This window comes from Clostridium sp. FP2 (genome assembly GCF_011065955.2).
In the GTDB taxonomy this organism is placed as follows: Bacteria; Bacillota; Clostridia; order Clostridiales; family Clostridiaceae; genus Clostridium_AD; species Clostridium_AD tagluense.
In genome coordinates this window covers 3412129-3428659 of sequence record NZ_JAAMNI020000001.1, presented here as the reverse complement: position 1 = coordinate 3428659, position 16531 = coordinate 3412129, and the positions used below count along the sequence as shown (strand labels likewise).

The 16531-nt window shown below is 29.3% G+C and carries 14 protein-coding genes and 1 pseudogene; 13 read left to right on the top strand and 2 right to left on the bottom strand.

Annotated elements, in window-relative coordinates; translation table 11 throughout:
- Positions 1 to 126: 126 nt before the first annotated feature.
- Positions 127 to 2463, top strand: a complete 2337-nt coding sequence (locus tag G9F71_RS16450) for an ATP-dependent Clp protease ATP-binding subunit (protein WP_164950899.1) — start codon at positions 127 to 129, stop codon at positions 2461 to 2463.
- A 72-nt stretch (positions 2464 to 2535) separates the two neighbouring features.
- Here the strand turns inward: G9F71_RS16450 and G9F71_RS16445 are convergent, their stop codons facing one another.
- Complete coding sequence (locus tag G9F71_RS16445) at positions 2536 to 3195, bottom strand: phosphatase PAP2 family protein (RefSeq protein ID WP_164950900.1); 660 nt, start codon at positions 3193 to 3195, stop codon at positions 2536 to 2538.
- A gap of 158 nt (positions 3196 to 3353) precedes the next feature.
- Between G9F71_RS16445 and G9F71_RS16440 the strand changes: the two genes are divergently transcribed.
- Both G9F71_RS16440 and G9F71_RS16435 read left to right on the top strand, forming a co-directional pair.
- Positions 3354 to 4313, top strand: coding sequence for a sulfide/dihydroorotate dehydrogenase-like FAD/NAD-binding protein (locus G9F71_RS16440; RefSeq protein WP_224626434.1), 960 nt, complete (start codon positions 3354 to 3356; stop codon positions 4311 to 4313).
- A pseudogene (locus G9F71_RS16435) lies at positions 4310 to 5098 on the top strand (FAD-dependent oxidoreductase); the annotation flags it as partial. The gene G9F71_RS16440 and the pseudogene G9F71_RS16435, both read left to right, overlap by 4 nt.
- Here G9F71_RS16435 and G9F71_RS16430 read toward each other — a convergent pair.
- Positions 5078 to 6787 (bottom strand): recombinase family protein, encoded by a 1710-nt coding sequence (locus tag G9F71_RS16430; protein WP_164950902.1) that lies wholly within the window; start codon positions 6785 to 6787, stop codon positions 5078 to 5080. The pseudogene G9F71_RS16435 and the gene G9F71_RS16430 sit on opposite strands and share 21 nt — an antisense overlap.
- A gap of 212 nt (positions 6788 to 6999) precedes the next feature.
- Here G9F71_RS16430 and G9F71_RS16425 point away from each other — a divergent pair, with 212 nt between their 5' ends.
- From G9F71_RS16425 to G9F71_RS16380, 10 genes are all read left to right on the top strand, one after another.
- On the top strand, positions 7000 to 7164 hold the full coding sequence (locus G9F71_RS16425; RefSeq protein ID WP_164950903.1) for a hypothetical protein: 165 nt from the start codon (positions 7000 to 7002) through the stop codon (positions 7162 to 7164).
- 265 nt (positions 7165 to 7429) lie between these two features.
- Positions 7430 to 7588 carry a hypothetical protein gene (locus tag G9F71_RS16420; RefSeq protein ID WP_164950904.1) on the top strand — a complete coding sequence of 53 codons (159 nt, stop codon included), beginning with the start codon at positions 7430 to 7432 and terminating at the stop codon, positions 7586 to 7588.
- A gap of 82 nt (positions 7589 to 7670) precedes the next feature.
- Positions 7671 to 7817: a hypothetical protein gene (locus G9F71_RS16415; protein ID WP_164950905.1), complete on the top strand. Its 147-nt coding sequence runs from the start codon at positions 7671 to 7673 to the stop codon at positions 7815 to 7817.
- Complete coding sequence (locus G9F71_RS16410) at positions 7808 to 8551, top strand: hypothetical protein (RefSeq protein ID WP_164950906.1); 744 nt, start codon at positions 7808 to 7810, stop codon at positions 8549 to 8551. The genes G9F71_RS16415 and G9F71_RS16410 overlap by 10 nt, the downstream gene beginning before the upstream one ends.
- 502 nt (positions 8552 to 9053) lie before the next feature.
- The gene (locus G9F71_RS16405; RefSeq protein ID WP_164950907.1) at positions 9054 to 11693 is read left to right on the top strand and encodes an AAA family ATPase; all 2640 of its coding nucleotides are present in this window, start codon (positions 9054 to 9056) and stop codon (positions 11691 to 11693) included.
- Between the two features lie 190 nt (positions 11694 to 11883).
- Positions 11884 to 12975, top strand: coding sequence for a hypothetical protein (locus G9F71_RS16400; protein WP_164950908.1), 1092 nt, complete (start codon positions 11884 to 11886; stop codon positions 12973 to 12975).
- Positions 12976 to 13311: 336 nt separating this feature from the next.
- Positions 13312 to 13593, top strand: a complete 282-nt coding sequence (locus tag G9F71_RS16395) for a hypothetical protein (RefSeq protein WP_224626431.1) — start codon at positions 13312 to 13314, stop codon at positions 13591 to 13593.
- Positions 13594 to 13746: 153 nt separating this feature from the next.
- The gene (locus tag G9F71_RS16390) at positions 13747 to 14127 is read left to right on the top strand and encodes a hypothetical protein (protein WP_164950910.1); all 381 of its coding nucleotides are present in this window, start codon (positions 13747 to 13749) and stop codon (positions 14125 to 14127) included.
- A 360-nt stretch (positions 14128 to 14487) separates the two neighbouring features.
- The gene (locus G9F71_RS16385; RefSeq protein WP_164950911.1) at positions 14488 to 15639 is read left to right on the top strand and encodes a hypothetical protein; all 1152 of its coding nucleotides are present in this window, start codon (positions 14488 to 14490) and stop codon (positions 15637 to 15639) included.
- A gap of 54 nt (positions 15640 to 15693) precedes the next feature.
- Positions 15694 to 16374 (top strand): metallophosphoesterase, encoded by a 681-nt coding sequence (locus tag G9F71_RS16380; RefSeq protein ID WP_164950912.1) that lies wholly within the window; start codon positions 15694 to 15696, stop codon positions 16372 to 16374.
- Positions 16375 to 16531: the final 157 nt, after the last annotated feature.

The following is a 16531-nucleotide window of genomic DNA, read 5'->3' as shown; positions in this document are numbered from 1 at the left end:
AAATACTAATGAGTAGTGTTATTTATTAATAAAAAACAAACAATCCTGAATATACTAAACAAATTCTATTAAAGAATGATATACTATTATAATATTAATACAAGATGAAATATGGAGATGATTTATATGAAGTTATGTGATGTATGTAAAAAAAATATAGCAATGATATTAACATCAAAAATTGAAAGCGGAAAAACTGAAACTGTAGCTTTATGTATAGAATGCGCTAAAAAGAGGGGAGTTCCAGTTATGGATCAATTGATGCAGCAAGCTGGGATATCTTCAGAGGATATTCAAAACTTAAATCAGCAAATGGGTAATATCTTTAAAGACATGAATTTAGAAGATATGAATTTAGAAGATATGAACCTTGAAGATATGAAGCTTGAAGACATGAGCAATGAGAATGGTGACGGTAAAAAACTTATTGGTAATATTTTCAATGGCTTATTTTCACCTAAGGATGAAAATAAAGATTTCATAGATGAGGAAATTGAAACTTCACCAAAGATTGTGAATGCATCAGAAGATAAGTCAAAAAAGAATCCCTTTAAAAAGAAGCGAAAGCACTTAGAGACATATGGGATAAACCTAACAAACAAAGCAAATCAAAAAGGTGTAGACAAGGTTGTTGGGAGGAATAAAGAAATTGATCGCGTAGTTCAGATTTTAAATAGAAGAACCAAAAATAATCCCATATTAATTGGGGAAGCAGGTGTTGGTAAGACAGCTATTGCAGAGGGTTTAGCTGTGAGAATTTCAGAAAAACAAGTTCCAGAGAAATTGTTTAATGCCGAAGTTTATTTGCTTGACCTTACTGCTGTTGTTGCAGGTACACAATTTAGAGGACAATTTGAAAGTCGGATGAAGTCAATTATTGAAGAAGCTAAGGAAAGTGGAAATATAATATTGGTTATTGACGAGGTGCACAATATTATGGGCGCTGGTGAGGTTCAGGGTGGATCAATGAATGCAGCAAATATTTTAAAACCAGCTTTAGCCAAAGGTGAAATACAAGTTATTGGAGTTACTACTCTGGAGGAATATAGAAAATATATAGAGAAAGACGCAGCTCTTGAGAGAAGATTTCAGCCAGTCCTAGTTGAAGAACCAAGCATAGAAGAGACAATAGAAATTTTAAAGGGAATAAGAGGCTATTATGAAGAATATCATAAAGTTAAAATATCTGATGAAATTATTGAGGAAGTTGTAAACTTATCTGAAAGATATATAACGGACAGGTTTCTTCCAGATAAAGCTATAGATGTTATTGATGAAGCTGGTTCTAGGGCTAATTTAAAAAATATTGGACTTATTGAACTTTCAGGATTAAAGCAGCAATCAGAAAAGATACAAAATGAAAAGGATGATGCAGAAGCTACTGGAGACTTTGAAAAAGCTGCAGAATATAGGATGAAACTATGTAAAATAAAAGAGAATATTGTTGAAATTAAGAAAAAATGCAGTGAGGTCAAAATTACGCAGGAGGATATTGCTTTTGTAATTGAATCATGGACTAGAATTCCAATTCAAAAGATTACAGAAAAAGAAGCGAAAAAGCTATTGGACTTAGAAAACAGACTACATAAACGAGTTATAGGCCAAAATGAGGCGATTGCTAGTTTATCTAGAGCAATTAGGCGGAATCGTTCAGGATTTAGAAAGAAGAAAAAGCCTTCCTCTTTTATTTTTGTTGGACCAACTGGGGTTGGAAAAACAGAGCTAGTTAAAGCACTAGCCTCTGAACTCTTTGGAAGCGAGGATGCATTAATTCGTATAGATATGTCTGAATACATGGAAAAACATACTGTTTCAAAGTTGATTGGTGCACCACCAGGGTATGTAGGCTATGATCAAGCTGGTCAATTAACTGAAAAAGTCAGAAGAAAGCCTTACAGCGTGATTCTTTTAGATGAAATTGAGAAAGCTCATCCGGATGTATTTAATATGCTATTACAAATCCTTGAGGATGGAAGATTAACAGATAGTCAGGGAAGAACCGTTTTCTTTGATAACACTGTAATAATAATGACATCCAATGCAGGTACTCAGTTTAAAGCAGGTAGTATGGGGTTTGTTCAGGATAATTATGATATTTTAGAAGCCCGTGTGAAGGATGCTTTAAAAGAAACCTTTAGACCGGAATTTTTAAATAGAGTAGATGAAACTATTGTATTTACTCCTCTTAAAAAAGAAGAACTTCGCAAAATAGTAGATTTAATGATTATGGAAGTTGTGGAAGAAGTAAAAGAAAAGAAAATTACAGTGGACGTAACAGACGCAGTAAAGGACTTTGTATTAGAAAAAGGATACGATGACAAATATGGAGCAAGACCACTGAGACGAACTATTCAAAAGTATATCGAGGATGAGATTGCAGAGCAGTATCTCCAAAATGAATTTAGTGAAGGGTCAAATATATCCATAGAATTAAAAGAAGGTAAAATTGTTATAAGCCTTTAGTATAGTTAAATTATGTTAATGTACGGAGTAATGTGCAAAAGCTGCTGAAAATTATTCAGCAGCTTTTGCACGTTATTGTTTAATATCCTTTTCTAATAAATTATAAGCTTTTTTGGAATTGTAGATTTTGTAATATTCCTCTATATAAGTAATCCCTATGAAAAATACTTCACATAAAAAAATTGCGAAAAATATATCCATTATCACGTGTTGTTTAATAAACTGAGTAGATATTATAATAAGAAATCCTACAACATTAACTGGAAATTTAATGCGTTTATTAGCGTTTGTAAGATTAATCCCTTTAACTGCTAGGTATGTAGTAATTACATGTATGCTTGGAAAGCAATTATACGGCATATCAGAGCTATAAGTAAATAAAATTAATTTTGAGAATATATCCTCTCCAGTGACAATAGGCCTTGTTACAGTGGTTTGAAAAAAGTAAAAAGTTATAAAAGCAACAACATAACATAGGATTAAGGTAATCATAATTTTATAATAAACTTTTCTGTTTTTAAAGCACAAATAAACAAAACAAAAGGCTAAGAAAAACCATAAAGTCATATAAGGTATTATGAAGACTTTTATAAGTGGTAAAAATCTATCTAAATCAGTAGTTAGGTCATAAACTCCTCTTTGGGTATTATTTAGCGTCCAATAAAACAAATTAGAAAAAGGGATAGAACCAATAAGTAACAGTGGTAATAAATTTTTAAAAAGTTTTTTCAAGTAATCAGTCCTCTCTTCAAAGACTATTTTAACGGAAAATTACAATATTTTCAATGATTTTCGTGAAATTTTTTATGGATATTGTGACATTATTATAAAAAAATAAAAAAATGTGTTGAAAAGAGGGTATAAAATGCACAAGAGATCATCGCAGTTTGGTGTTTCGAGCATGTCCTTGCCGTCTGGCAGAAACAGGAGACTGTATATTATGTTCGCAGCTAGCAGGTAAAAATTTCTGTGATTGTTGTAATTGGAATGGGGTATGCATATATCAAGACTATGCTTCAAACAGTTACAAAGCTAAAGAAAGCAGGAAATATTATCATTGCAAAATAGTAGAGAAAAATAAGTTTGAAGATAATGTTGTTATATTTACTCTTGAAGTAAGTGATAAATTGGTAAGTGAATTGGTTCATGCGGGGAGCTATGTTTTTGCTCGCCGTCCAGATACAGATACGAGGTTTGATACTCCGATATCAATAATGGATACTGATACGAGAAATAATACGATAACTATTGCTATAGAACTAAAAGGAACAAAAACCAAGGACTTAGATATATTAGAAGAAGGAGAAGATATGTTAGTAAAAGCACCATTTTGGAATGGTATTTTAGGGGTGAAAAACATAAATAATATTAAGAATAGTAAATGTTTAATTGTAGCAAGAGGTATAGGGCAGGCCCCTATGATACCCCCGCTTAAACATTTGCATGGAAATAATAATGAAATTACCGTTATAATTGATAATGCCCCCTATAAAAATAGCTTTGTTAATGAATACATGGAAAAGTATGCTTCAAAAGTTATACTTGTAAGTACTATATGCCGTGGAAAGATCACAGAGGAATTTAATAATATATTGAAGGATTTAATTAGTAATAATGATATCAAATTAGTGCATTGTGATGCTGCAGATGTTTTAAATTATGAATTGATGAAGGTCGTAGAAGGTATAGATGAGAATATTAAATATTCATGTTGTAATAATGCAAAGATGTGCTGTGGAGAAGGTATATGTGGTTGCTGCACAAGAAAAAATAATGACCGTAAACTAAGAAGGCTCTGCAAAATGCAGACAGAACCTAAATATGTATTAGAGGGGAGGAGAATATTTTGAAGGTTATTGTAATTGGTGGTGGGTGGTCTGGTTGTAGTGCGGCAATAGCAGCAAAAAAAGCGGGTGCTACGGTTGTATTATACGAAAAAACAGATATGCTTTTAGGACTTGGTAATGTAGGTGGTATAATGAGAAATAATGGAAGGTATACCGCGTCAGAAGAAATGATAGCGCTAGGGGCAGGAGATTTAATACATTTGACTGATGGAAATAGTAGACATAAAAATATTGACTTTCCTGGACATAAACATGCCTGGCTTTATGATGTAAACAAGATTGAGCCAGCAGTTCTAAAATATTTAAAAGCTATGGATATAGAAATAAACTTGATAACAAGAATAGTAGATGTTGAAAAGGAAGGCAACAGAATAAAAGGCATATATTTATCAGATGGAGAATATGTGCAGGCTGATGTATTTATAGAAACTACAGGCTCCACAGGGCCAATGGGTAACTGTTTAAAATATGGAAATGGATGCTCAATGTGCATTTTAAGATGTCCAGCTTTTGGGCCAAGGGTAAGCATAAGCTACAGAGCAGGCATTGAAGACCTAAAGGGTGAGAGAGAAGAAGATGTATATGGAGCTATTAGTGGTTCTTGCAAACTAGCCAAAGATTCATTAGCAGAGGATGTTATTAAACAACTGGATGAAACAGGATTAGTTATTTTAAAAGTTCCAGAAGAAGATATTAATTTGGATAAACTTAAACTAAAGGTATGTCAGCAGTATGCACTTAAAGAGTTTGCAGAGAATATAATTCTTTTAGATACAGGTCATGCTAGGTGTATTAAACTGCAACATTGATTCATATAGTTCTAACTCTTCATTATCTTCCCCATCTGTACCAATAAATTTAATTTTAATCTCTCCATTATTTTTATCATTGCCATACCAATATATACTCTCTATCAATATATCAATAATTTGCTTTTGTCTTTCTCTTGGGAGAGTATCTATCATTCCACATTCACTTAATACATTTTCTATTAGTTGTAGATTAATTTTATCTACTTTTTCTTTTTTAATTTTGTTCTCAGAAGCAATTAGTTTACTTTCAATTTTAATGCAGTCGTTTTTTAACGGATTAATCTCGATACGAATAAGCCCCTTCATATATTCATCTTCTTCTTTTGAAAGCTCGCTTATTAAACCAGAAATTTGTTTTTTCTTTTCAGAAAGTAATTTATTCAATGCAAGTTTTTCATCCGTCTTTTCATTATTCTTAAGATCTAAATTATATTTAGCCATTAGACCATCAATAAAAACTTTCTTGGTACTACCTAAGTTTTTTAAACTTAAAAGAACTAAACTTTCTAAATCAGCGGCGTTAGCATTTGAATTATCACAACATTTTTTATGAGACTTCCTTTTTAGAGAGCACATATAATAAAATGCCTTTACACCAGTAATTTTAGAAACTCTTCCGTGCTGAATAAGCATATATTCTTTACATACACCACATTTAAGTTTTCCAGTTAATAAAGCATTATTTGTTTTACCTAGCCTTGGAAACTTATCTTTATTATCTTCGAATTGAGTTTGAACCTGCAACCATAAATCTGGTTCAATTGCACCTTCTATATTGCTAACTGCAGCAAGACGCTCTTCTTTACTTTTAAGTGTTTTAATATGCTTACCATCCACAATAGACTGCTGAGTCTTGTTATAGGTTAATAATGAATGTATGTTATCAGCTTCACCATAAACAATCCAATTTGAAGTTTTTAAATATTCAATTACTAAATCGTTAGCTTTTACGTAAACAGGGTTTTGAAGTATAATTTTTAAACTTGTCTTTTCAAATAAAATATTATTTCTGGATTTCAAATCATTTTCAGTTATATAACATTCTAGCTTATGTAAGCTACCTAATTCTAAATACTTCTCATATATGAATTTAACAAATTTCATTTCAATTTCATTTATTGTAAGCGTAGTTATTTCTCTTTGTAATCCCATTTCATCAGTATATTTTGTTTTCTTAGAGATGAAACCTAATGGTATTCTTCCACCTGTCCATTTGCCATTTTTAGCAAGTTCTAACATATTATCTTTTACTCTTTCAGCTATAGTTTCACGTTCTAGCTGTGCAAAAACAGAAGCTATGTATATCATGGCTTTACCCATAGGAGATGAAGTGTCAAATTGCTCACTTATGCTAATGAAGTCAACGTTATTGTTATTTAACATTTCTAATGTTGAAGAAAAATCAGCAACATTCCTGCTTATACGATCCAACCTATAGCAAGCTAAAACATTGATTTTTTTAAGTTTTACATCTTGCATTAACTTTAAAAAATTAGGCCTATTTAATGTGCTGCCACTGAATCCCTCGTCCTCATAAATGATGTATTCAACATTTTTACCTAAATGACTTGAGATATATTCCTTACACATTTCTATTTGATTTTCAATAGAATCACCTTTGCCGGTAAACTTGGACTTTCTACTGTAGATAGCTACTTTTTGCATGAATATCTCCTCCTTATTACATTTTGAATACCTAACTTAACTATTCCATATAATGCATGCTCTATAAATTTTAACTCTTATCATCCCACTATATAACTAAGGGTTATCTTATACATTATATATTCGTTTTTAGATAAAAACAATTTTTTTCAATAATGTAACAAAAGCGATCTGCTGGGAGTATTATATACTGAACAATTCAGGAGGTTGTTATGAAAACTAAATATAAAGTAACTTTAATACTTCCTAGAGATAGAACAATACTAGAAAGAAAGTATTCAGAAGTTTTAGTTGATATCGTAGTAGATATGTTATCAATTAGTGAACTTGGATATTTGATTTCCGAGTTAAAGAAAAAGGAGAACATAGTTCAATAAGAAATTACAAGCTAAGTAGTATAGCAATACTTAGTTCAATTGCGATAAATAGCCCTCTAAAATAGAGGGCTTAATCATTTTGGAAAATAATTATGTGAATTTTGTTCTATTTAATTAAGTCTATATTTTGTGGAATTTTAATTTATGAAAAAATAATTTTAAATAGCGTATATTTTTTTAATGTCGTCTGTACTATACCCAATATACAAATTAAATAAATAAAAAATAAAGAATATAAAAAGAGGACAAACATGGGGGGGAACTTATGAAGAACAAATATACAGTAACTTTAATTATTCCAAAGGATAGGACGATATTAGAAAGAAAATATTCAGAGGTTTTGGCTGGTATTGTAGCAGATATGTTAACAGGGGATGAACTTGGATATTTGATTTCAGAACTAAAGAAAAAGGAGCATGTTTAAGTTCCAATAACAACGACAATTTAAGGATTAAAAAAATATTACCAATAAGAAAATACCATAAATTGTATAGGGGGAGAAATATATGATTAAGGATAAGATAAAAAAACAAACTTTATTAAATGAATTGTTAAATGAGTGTAGTATAGAGCTAAATGAGCAGATGTTTGGAAGAAGGCATATTAGGGTTTTGCATAACAATATAAGGATCTCACCTACAGCATGCCAGTAACAACACTTGGAAGGTATCTGACGTTAAAAACTAGGAATAAGCATAAATATATCCACAAAATAGAAATATCAAACAAGATTTTAACTGAGTATTTATTAAGAGTATATCAACCAATAATTGTTAAAACGAAAAACTATAAGAAATACTGTATTTATAAAACAAATGAACTTAAGGAGATACTAAAAAACACTATAAAACATGAAATAATCCACGCTTTCGTTAAAGAACGTTTTCGAGGTAAATATAATTATGCGCGAGATGCAAGTCCTATTTTTTTATCAATATTAGATTTTTTGAGTATTGAAAGTGGACACAAAGCAGCAGAACAATATAGGTACAGTAAGATAAAAGAGTACCTAGCAGATGTAAAAGATTTTAATGAACTTTTGGAAGAATTGTTTACGCTGGAATTTGAATATGATCAAAAATTTAGAGATTTAGAGGTAATTAATATAAATAACAATATATTATGTTTAAATTATTTTAATTTTAATCAAGGAGATAATGCTGGATTAACTGCATCTAGCACTACTATTGTACTAGATAAAAATGAAATAGCATTTAAATATAATGTGTTTGAGGTAGGCTGTAATATAACGCCTTGTATGATAAAACAGCTTGTTGAAAGAAAATTAATGAGTAACACATTTAAAGTGAAAAAATACACTGATTTGGTGATAGGATTACAAATATCAGGAGATTTAAAAGTCAATAGATTAAATTTCAAAGTATGAACATATAGTTGAACCTACTAAAAAATACAAGTAATGTCGATACATTCTCCTGTTAACGGGAGAGTGCTTGAGTTTGAATATACAAGGCATAAGAAAATTTTAAGAATATAACGTCAATTATAACCTATGATAATAAAAATAGTAATTGGCGGCAGACACGACCATATTACAGAAATGGTAGCGTAGTGAACAACTACTGTTTGATAAACAAAATGAAAAAAGCTAAATATAAGTTCTGAAAATAGAATATTAACTGTATTAAATGCAAAAGTGAAACTTATAGAAAACTATGTTGGTTACAAATATTGGTTGCATGAAATAGAATATAGCGTAACAAGAAGGATGCTTATTATCTATATTGGATATATATATAGCTAAAAAGATAAAAACACTATTTTCGAATTGACATTATAGTAAAAATACGATATTATACTTTATAAGTAAAATATAACTAAAATGAGAAATATAGAAATATATAATTAGATTATAAGGATGGGATATTATGAATTTAAAAGATTATAAATTTGATAATTTTGAGAGTGCATCAGTTAAGTTAGAAGAAGGGACTTTTACGGGAACGATGCCAAATGGCATTATAGAAGGAATTGGTAAGTTTGAATATAAAAATAGAAATGAGGTTTATATAGGCGAATTTAAAAATGGAAAAAGGTCAGGGAGAGGGAAAATTATTAAAGGTTATGATGTTTTGTGTTGTGAAGATATTGAAAAATATGAATTGGGAGAACAAACTAATGTATTTGTGTATTTAGATTGGGAAAATATGATAAATAGTTCAAACGTAACAGAAGCAAAAAATGTTTTTTCAACTAAAATAAATAAATATTTTAATCCAATAACATTAATGACGGAAAACAGATATGTAGCTTGGGCATATTCAGAGGAATATGTAGAAAAAGAAGGAGATTTATTTGATAAACTTGGTAAAAAATTTATAATAAACTTACGTACAAAGACACAAAAATATGTTATAAGTGAAAGGGATCTTATAATAAAAGTTGATTTAGATAATAATAAATCAGAATGTTTCTATTGTGAAGAAGTATCATGGTCTAAAGAATCGATAGAAGATTTTGAAATTAAATATGAAGAATTTTCAGTACAAATGAGAGGCGCTTTTCCTGAGACAGAATTTGAAGGAAACTATTTTAAATGTATGCCTAGTAAATTAAATTATACAGTAAAATATATTACTAATAGAGTGAAATCTAGCAAGCGCTTTTTTGAAATAAAAATAAATTGTACGTTGAATAATGACCAATTAAATGGTGAAATAGATATTTTACTTAGCGGAGGAGAGACATCTTGCGATGGTCGTAATAAAAATAAATATAGCTTCTGTGATAATGCAAAATTATCTGCAATTTATATAAATGGAAAACTTAATGGTGAAATGAAATTTTCCAAAGATTCAAAGGATATAATTATAATACCGGATTTTTTAATTCAAGAAAATGGATTTTACCCATTATACATTTTAACAAGGAAATATTTTTTAGATAATAATATGAAAGATTATACAGATGAATTGAAGACATATACTTCAGTGAAAATGAATTTTAAGGATGGCCATGCAGATGGTGAAATTTATTGTGAAAAAAACAATGAAAATGGAAATAATGTTGGCAAATTTAGCACTTGTTTTATAAAAGGAATGATAAATGGAAAAACATTATTTGAAAATGAAGATGTGCTAATGTATGCAAATTATAATAATAATAAAATTATGGGTGTTACTCGTTATCATGATAAGAAAAACAATAAATATATTGAAGGTGGTATTTCTAAGTTAGGTAAATTACATGGTGAAGTATTTGAATATAATGGTAGAGAAAATTCTAGATTTAAAGGTTGGTATATAGAAGGAGAAAGAAGTGGAGTTGGATTTGAGGTAACTTTAAAAGGAGAAGTTAAAAATGAAAAATCCAGATTAGTTGAATATGAGATATTAATGGGTAATTGGCAAAATAATAAGAAACAAGGTATATTTAATAAAATTAGTTATAGAAGAGAAATAGTTTACAATGAAGGTGAGATTGAGGAATTAGATTTAAAAAGGACTACAATAAATCCACAATATAATTATTATGTAGATGATATGTTAAAACAAGAGCATGATGAATTAGATGTGAATACTTCTACAAAAGTACTTCAGGATTTAAATGCAGGCTTGTATACGAGTTATGGTGAGAAGATTAAAGAATTAGAGAATATTAATAAACATATGGATCAAATTATGGAAGTTGAAGAAACGGTTGAAGAAGTAATAGAAAAAGAATTAGATACATTGATAGGGCTTGAAAAAATGAAAAAGGAAGTAAATGATGCTATAGCTGTTACAGAAATCTTAAAGGCTAGAAAACAAAAAGGATATGAGGATGAACCTTTAACACGACATTATGTTTTTACAGGAAATCCAGGAACGGGTAAAACAACGGTTGCAAGAATACTTGCTAAAATATTTAATAAAATGGAAGTTTTGAAGAGTGATAAAGTGGTAGAAGTTGATAGAACACAGTTAGTTGCAGAATATGTTGGACAAACTGCTGTAAAAACTTTAGAAAAGTTGGAAGAGGCAAAAGGTGGTATATTATTTATAGATGAAGCTTATACTTTAGCAGGTAAAGGTGAAAAAGATTTTGGACAAGAAGCTATTGATACAATACTTAAATATATGGAAGATCATAGGCATGAAATAACTATTATAGTAGCTGGATACCCAAAAGAAATGAAAAAATTTATTGATTCTAATCCAGGCTTAAAGAGCAGATTTAGTACGTATATAAACTTTGATGATTATAATGCCCATGATTTAGTTGAAATATTTGAAATGATGGCAAAATCTAAAAAATGGTGTATGGATAAACAATATAGAGAAGTACTGATTAATAATTTTAATTTGTTAGTTGAAAATAAAACTAAAGATTTTGCTAATGCCAGGTTAGCTAGAATTATATTAGAAAAGTCTATTGTTAATGCTTGTTTAAGATATAAAAATGATGAAGATTATAAAACTACGAGTTTGGATTTATTAACTAATGAAGATATACAAAGTGCATTTGTACAATATGTAGATTCGGATTTTGAATACTATAATTTAAAAGATAAAATTAAAGGTATATAAAGTTAGAAGTTAGTAAAAATAATTATATAAATATATTACTTTGTATGTATAAACTTACATAGTTTTTGTAAAAAAAATTGTCAACTACATTGGTGTTATTATAAAGATAATTACATGTGTTAATTGAAGAAAATATGTCTATAATTTTGTAGAAAATTCAAAAATAAGTAATAAAAGAGGAATAGATGTAATGGCTAAAAATAAATTATTATTAACATTTAAATACTATGATTATGCAGTTTTTTATTTTGCATTTATTGGTGCTAAAAAATTAAAATATAATATAACCAAAGCGGAACTTAAAAATTATATTATAATGTCAAGTTATAAAGGCTCAAAGGTATGTATTTATGATAAGGACTATATAGGATACTCGTTAAAAGAGTTATGTGATTTAGGAATAGCTGAGATAGATAATTTATTAAATAAATTATTAAATTTAAGACCCATAAGGTTTATTAAAGAGTTTGAAAAGCTAGAGTTAAAGCATTCAGAATATGTTAATCTATATGGCTTTGATGCTGAAAAGTATAGGATGTTTGCAATTGCTTTAATTGAAAAAGAAATTTCAGGTCCTATTGCAGCATTAAAAAAAGCGGATAAAGACAATATTGTAAGAATAATGTTACCTAGTAATGAAGACTTTAAAGATTGCTATGATAGAGAGATAGGTGATGAAGGGGATGAAGAAGATAATAAGGATACTCATACTTCTTACTATTATACACTAGCAGATGCTCCTTTTTCTAAGTATTATCAGATAGAAAAAGTAGTTAAAAAATATAGTGAACTTGTTAATTTAAGAGCATATTATAATATTATTATTCAGGAAATATCCAAGTTTGAAAATGATGCACTTGAGAAGTATGGATATAAGAAAGAATATGAATGTAAATACCAAGAAAATATTGAAGATACTATTGAATTTGTTTTGAAGTTTAACGAATTTATAGACGGAAAAGATGTTTTTGAATATATAGATGATTATACAAAAGAACAAATTAGAAATTATTCTGTTGGTACAAGTGCTTCAGTTGTAGATAGATATGAGCTGAGGAGAACAAGCTGCACTAAAGGCTGCTCATTATGTATCTTTACTTTAAAGAAATGCATTGGTCAATGGGTAAAAGAAGATATGAAAAAAATCATTAAAGTAATTGTAGAAAAACCTATATTACAGGAATCTACTTTACATAAGCAGCCTGAAAATGAATTTTTAGTATGTGTTTATGATGAAATAAATAAAACGGATGGAAAGCCTTTAAGATTTAAGAAAATATAGTGATTTAAGTAAACCTAATTCCAATAAACATTTTTTTATTGGAATTGGGTTTACTTTTTTTAAGCATAAACAGGTCGCAAGCAAAATGCAGTTGATATATATACTTTGAAATAGATATAAGTATAACTATACTGGATATATTGACAACTGAAAATCATTAATATATACTATATTTAAATGATGGTATTAAAATGCATATAAGTTAATTAAAACTTTTAAAGTCAGTTTTATTAGCTATAAGGGGTTAAGTAAAAGTTGAACTGTTATAACATAAAATTTAATAGACATAATCCTATAGTAAAGCTTTTGAAATTTCCCTCTAAAAATTTAGAAACTATGGTAGATAATTTATCAGAACAAGAAAAACCGGATTTTTTAGAGTTTCAAGCTTTAAAAAGAGCAGGAATGTTATCAGAGACAATAAAGCTTGCAAAGGAGCAATTAAGATTAATGGATGGCAAGAGTGTGGTTAATAACGTTCACCATTTAAGTATTGAAAATTATAATTACACATTAGATAATGAAGATTTTGATAAAAATGACGAGGTGGCATGTGAGACTATACAAGTAAAAAGAAGTATAGGTACCTTTGGTGAAGACTATGTGTTAAACATTTAAAAGAAAAGTATAAATGCTTTGGAGAAATCGTAGAAAGTCATTCAGTATTTACAGGGGTATATGCTGATATGGAGAGTATATGTTTTCCGGAAATTGAAAGAGGATTTAATTAAGTAAGTTAAAAAATAAAGTAATGAAATGAGGGAAATGAATATGGAAAAGAAAAAATATTATGAAATTGCAAAAATATTACATGAAAAAATAAACGAAGATGGCAGCGAAGAATTAGTTATTACGGCGTTGGGAAAAGAGATTTTTTATTGGGAAGTCACTAAAAAAGAACAAATATTTAAAATAAAGAAACTTATTAACGAAGGAGAATCTTTTGAGGATATTATCAAAAGAAATCAATTTTGTGAGGAGTCATTATATGAAACTGGAGTCCCGGTAAGTTATTTAGTTCCAAGGAGCAATGGACAAGAGATGGATTTAGATGAATGGAAGTGGGGATTTGATGGAAAGCCATTTGGTTCGGAAAATGAAATGAAAAAATTTGATATGTGGAAAAAAGAGTTTTTATTGGGAAGTTATTAAAAAAACTAATATTAGAAATAAAGGAACTTATTAACAATGGAGAGCCGTTTAAGGATATTATGCAAAAAAACATTTTTCTGATGAGCCATTATATGAAGCTGGAGTTCCGGTAAGTTATTTAGTTCCAAGGAGCGATGGTCAAGAGATGGATATATTTGATTGGGATGTTCAAACAAGTCATGAATATAAATGGGGATTTGATGGAATGCCATTTGGTTCAGAAATCGAAAGAGATAGAGTACTAATGGGATTACTATATAGTTAAGGATTCTAGCATTTATTAGAGATATTACCAGAAGAATCTAAAAAGGATTTAATTAACTTAGTTGAAAAAATGAAGTAATGAAATGAGGGGAATGAATGTTGGAAAATAAAAAACAGTATGAAGCAGAAGAAATAGTGTATGAAAAAATAAAAGAAGATGGCAGTAAAGGGTTAGCCCTTACGGATTTAGGGAAAGAGATATGTCAAGAAGAAGATGTGAATCTTAAAATGTTACTTAAATTTTGTACTGGAGATATTAGATGGATAGGAGCTCGGGTGAGCATGGGCTGCTTACTAATACCTGATCCAGAAATATTCATTGGTAAAGCAGAAGAAAAATTTTATTTTTTAGATAGTAAGGATAATTTTATTTTTATATTTAGTTCAGATAAAATGCAGAGCTTGTCTAATTTCAAAAAGTGTACTGAGAATATTAAAATAAACTTAGAAAAAAAATATACGTTTGGGGAATTAATCCAACATTTAATAGTAAAGTATAATTCAACTCAAGTAGTTAAGGGTGTTTATAAACTTTGTAATATATATTTTAAATTAAATTTTAATATTTCAATAGAAGATTTTAAATTAAAAGTTTCTAATAATATAAAATTTGCTTATAACCCGATTTTACTTGAAGAATGTAAAAATCTTATAGTTGAAGAAGGATATACTGAGGATGATGTATTGTGGGTTGAATATAAAGATCATTATATAACAACGTGGGAAAACTTTAAAACCATATCTGATTTTAAAAACAATTCTAGCAAAGGTGAGCCTATTATAGTTGGTAACATGAAAATTGTTAGTTTGAATTGGGTTTTATATTCAGGCGGATATTATGGTAATAGATTACATGAAAATTTTGAAACATATGAAAGGGAAAATTTAGTAGAGTCTTGCATAGAGGTTATAATTATGAATGGATACACTGAAACCGATATTTTGTGGGTTCAATGTGAAGATAAATATACTACATGGGAACACTTTAAAACTATAGCTGATTTTGATTGCTATTCTGAACCTGATACAGATATGAGTTTGAAAATTGTTGGCGAAGATTGGTGGGTAGAGAGACATGAAGATGATGAGACTGAAAGACAATCATGGGAATTAAAAGTATTTCCAAAGAAGCCAGAAGTAAGGAATGATTTAAAACTAGTTGATATATTGGATGAATGCTTCAAAAGGGATTATTTGGTGTTTGATAGTGATGAAGTTGATTTAAAACTCTTTCCATACTTCGGCTAGGATTATAAAATCCATAAGGTGAGAAGTTTATTAAACTCTTAGGTGGTGATAGCTATGATTTATGTTACTGGAGATACTCATGGAAGTTTAGATTTAGAAAAATTTACTACGACTAGCTTTGCGGAGCAGAAAAATATGACAAAGTCTGACTATGTAATTATCTGTGGTGACTTTGGAATGGTATGGAATAATAAAAAGGCTGATTTATACTGGCGTCAGTGGCTGAATGAAAAGCCTTTTACAACACTTTTTGTTGATGGAAATCATGAAAATTTTGACTTGCTTAATAAATTTCAAGTTAAAGAATGGAATGGCGGAAAGGTTCATTTTATAGAGGAATCTGTTATACATTTAATGCGAGGACAAGTATTCAATATAGAAGATAATAAATTTTTTACCATGGGAGGGGCCACGTCAATCGATAAGGAATTTAGAAAAGAGGGTACTTCTTGGTGGAAGGCAGAAATTCCATCTGAGCAAGAATTCGATGAAGCTATAAATAATTTGGAGAAGCATAACTGGAAAGTTGATTATGTAATTACTCATACAACATCTTTGCGATTAATGGAAGAAATGTGTTATAGAAAAGAAAACAATGAGTTAAATAGTTTCTTTGACATGTTAGAGGGGGACTTGCAGTATAAACATTGGTACTTCGGGCATTTTCATAGAAACTGGGTTTTTGAAGATAAAAAACATACATTACTTTACACTAAAGTTATTAGATTGTTATAAGACTCAAAAGGAACTAAACCATTGTTAAATCATCACCAGTGGTGCTGTAATGTTAACGACTTCAGAAGGAGATTTATACTCCCACTCAAGTTTTTTCTTTGTTATAGTATGTAGCTCTCACTTATAGAAGTGGCGGACTTCCCTTCTGAAATGTCCT

Excerpts from the sequence above, each read along its gene's own strand:
- G9F71_RS16450 (WP_164950899.1), top strand. The coding sequence starts at position 127 with ATGAAGTTATGTGATGTATGTAAAAAAAATATAGCAATGATATTAACA.
- G9F71_RS16385 (WP_164950911.1), top strand. The coding sequence starts at position 14,488 with ATGTTGGAAAATAAAAAACAGTATGAAGCAGAAGAAATAGTGTATGAA.
- G9F71_RS16410 (WP_164950906.1), top strand. The coding sequence starts at position 7,808 with ATGCCAGTAACAACACTTGGAAGGTATCTGACGTTAAAAACTAGGAAT.
- G9F71_RS16420 (WP_164950904.1), top strand. The coding sequence starts at position 7,430 with ATGAAGAACAAATATACAGTAACTTTAATTATTCCAAAGGATAGGACG.
- G9F71_RS16390 (WP_164950910.1), top strand. The coding sequence starts at position 13,747 with ATGGAAAAGAAAAAATATTATGAAATTGCAAAAATATTACATGAAAAA.
- G9F71_RS16430 (WP_164950902.1), bottom strand. The coding sequence starts at position 6,787 with ATGCAAAAAGTAGCTATCTACAGTAGAAAGTCCAAGTTTACCGGCAAA.
- G9F71_RS16395 (WP_224626431.1), top strand. The coding sequence starts at position 13,312 with ATGGTAGATAATTTATCAGAACAAGAAAAACCGGATTTTTTAGAGTTT.
- G9F71_RS16415 (WP_164950905.1), top strand. The coding sequence starts at position 7,671 with ATGATTAAGGATAAGATAAAAAAACAAACTTTATTAAATGAATTGTTA.
- G9F71_RS16405 (WP_164950907.1), top strand. The coding sequence starts at position 9,054 with ATGAATTTAAAAGATTATAAATTTGATAATTTTGAGAGTGCATCAGTT.
- G9F71_RS16425 (WP_164950903.1), top strand. The coding sequence starts at position 7,000 with ATGAAAACTAAATATAAAGTAACTTTAATACTTCCTAGAGATAGAACA.
- G9F71_RS16380 (WP_164950912.1), top strand. The coding sequence starts at position 15,694 with ATGATTTATGTTACTGGAGATACTCATGGAAGTTTAGATTTAGAAAAA.
- G9F71_RS16400 (WP_164950908.1), top strand. The coding sequence starts at position 11,884 with ATGGCTAAAAATAAATTATTATTAACATTTAAATACTATGATTATGCA.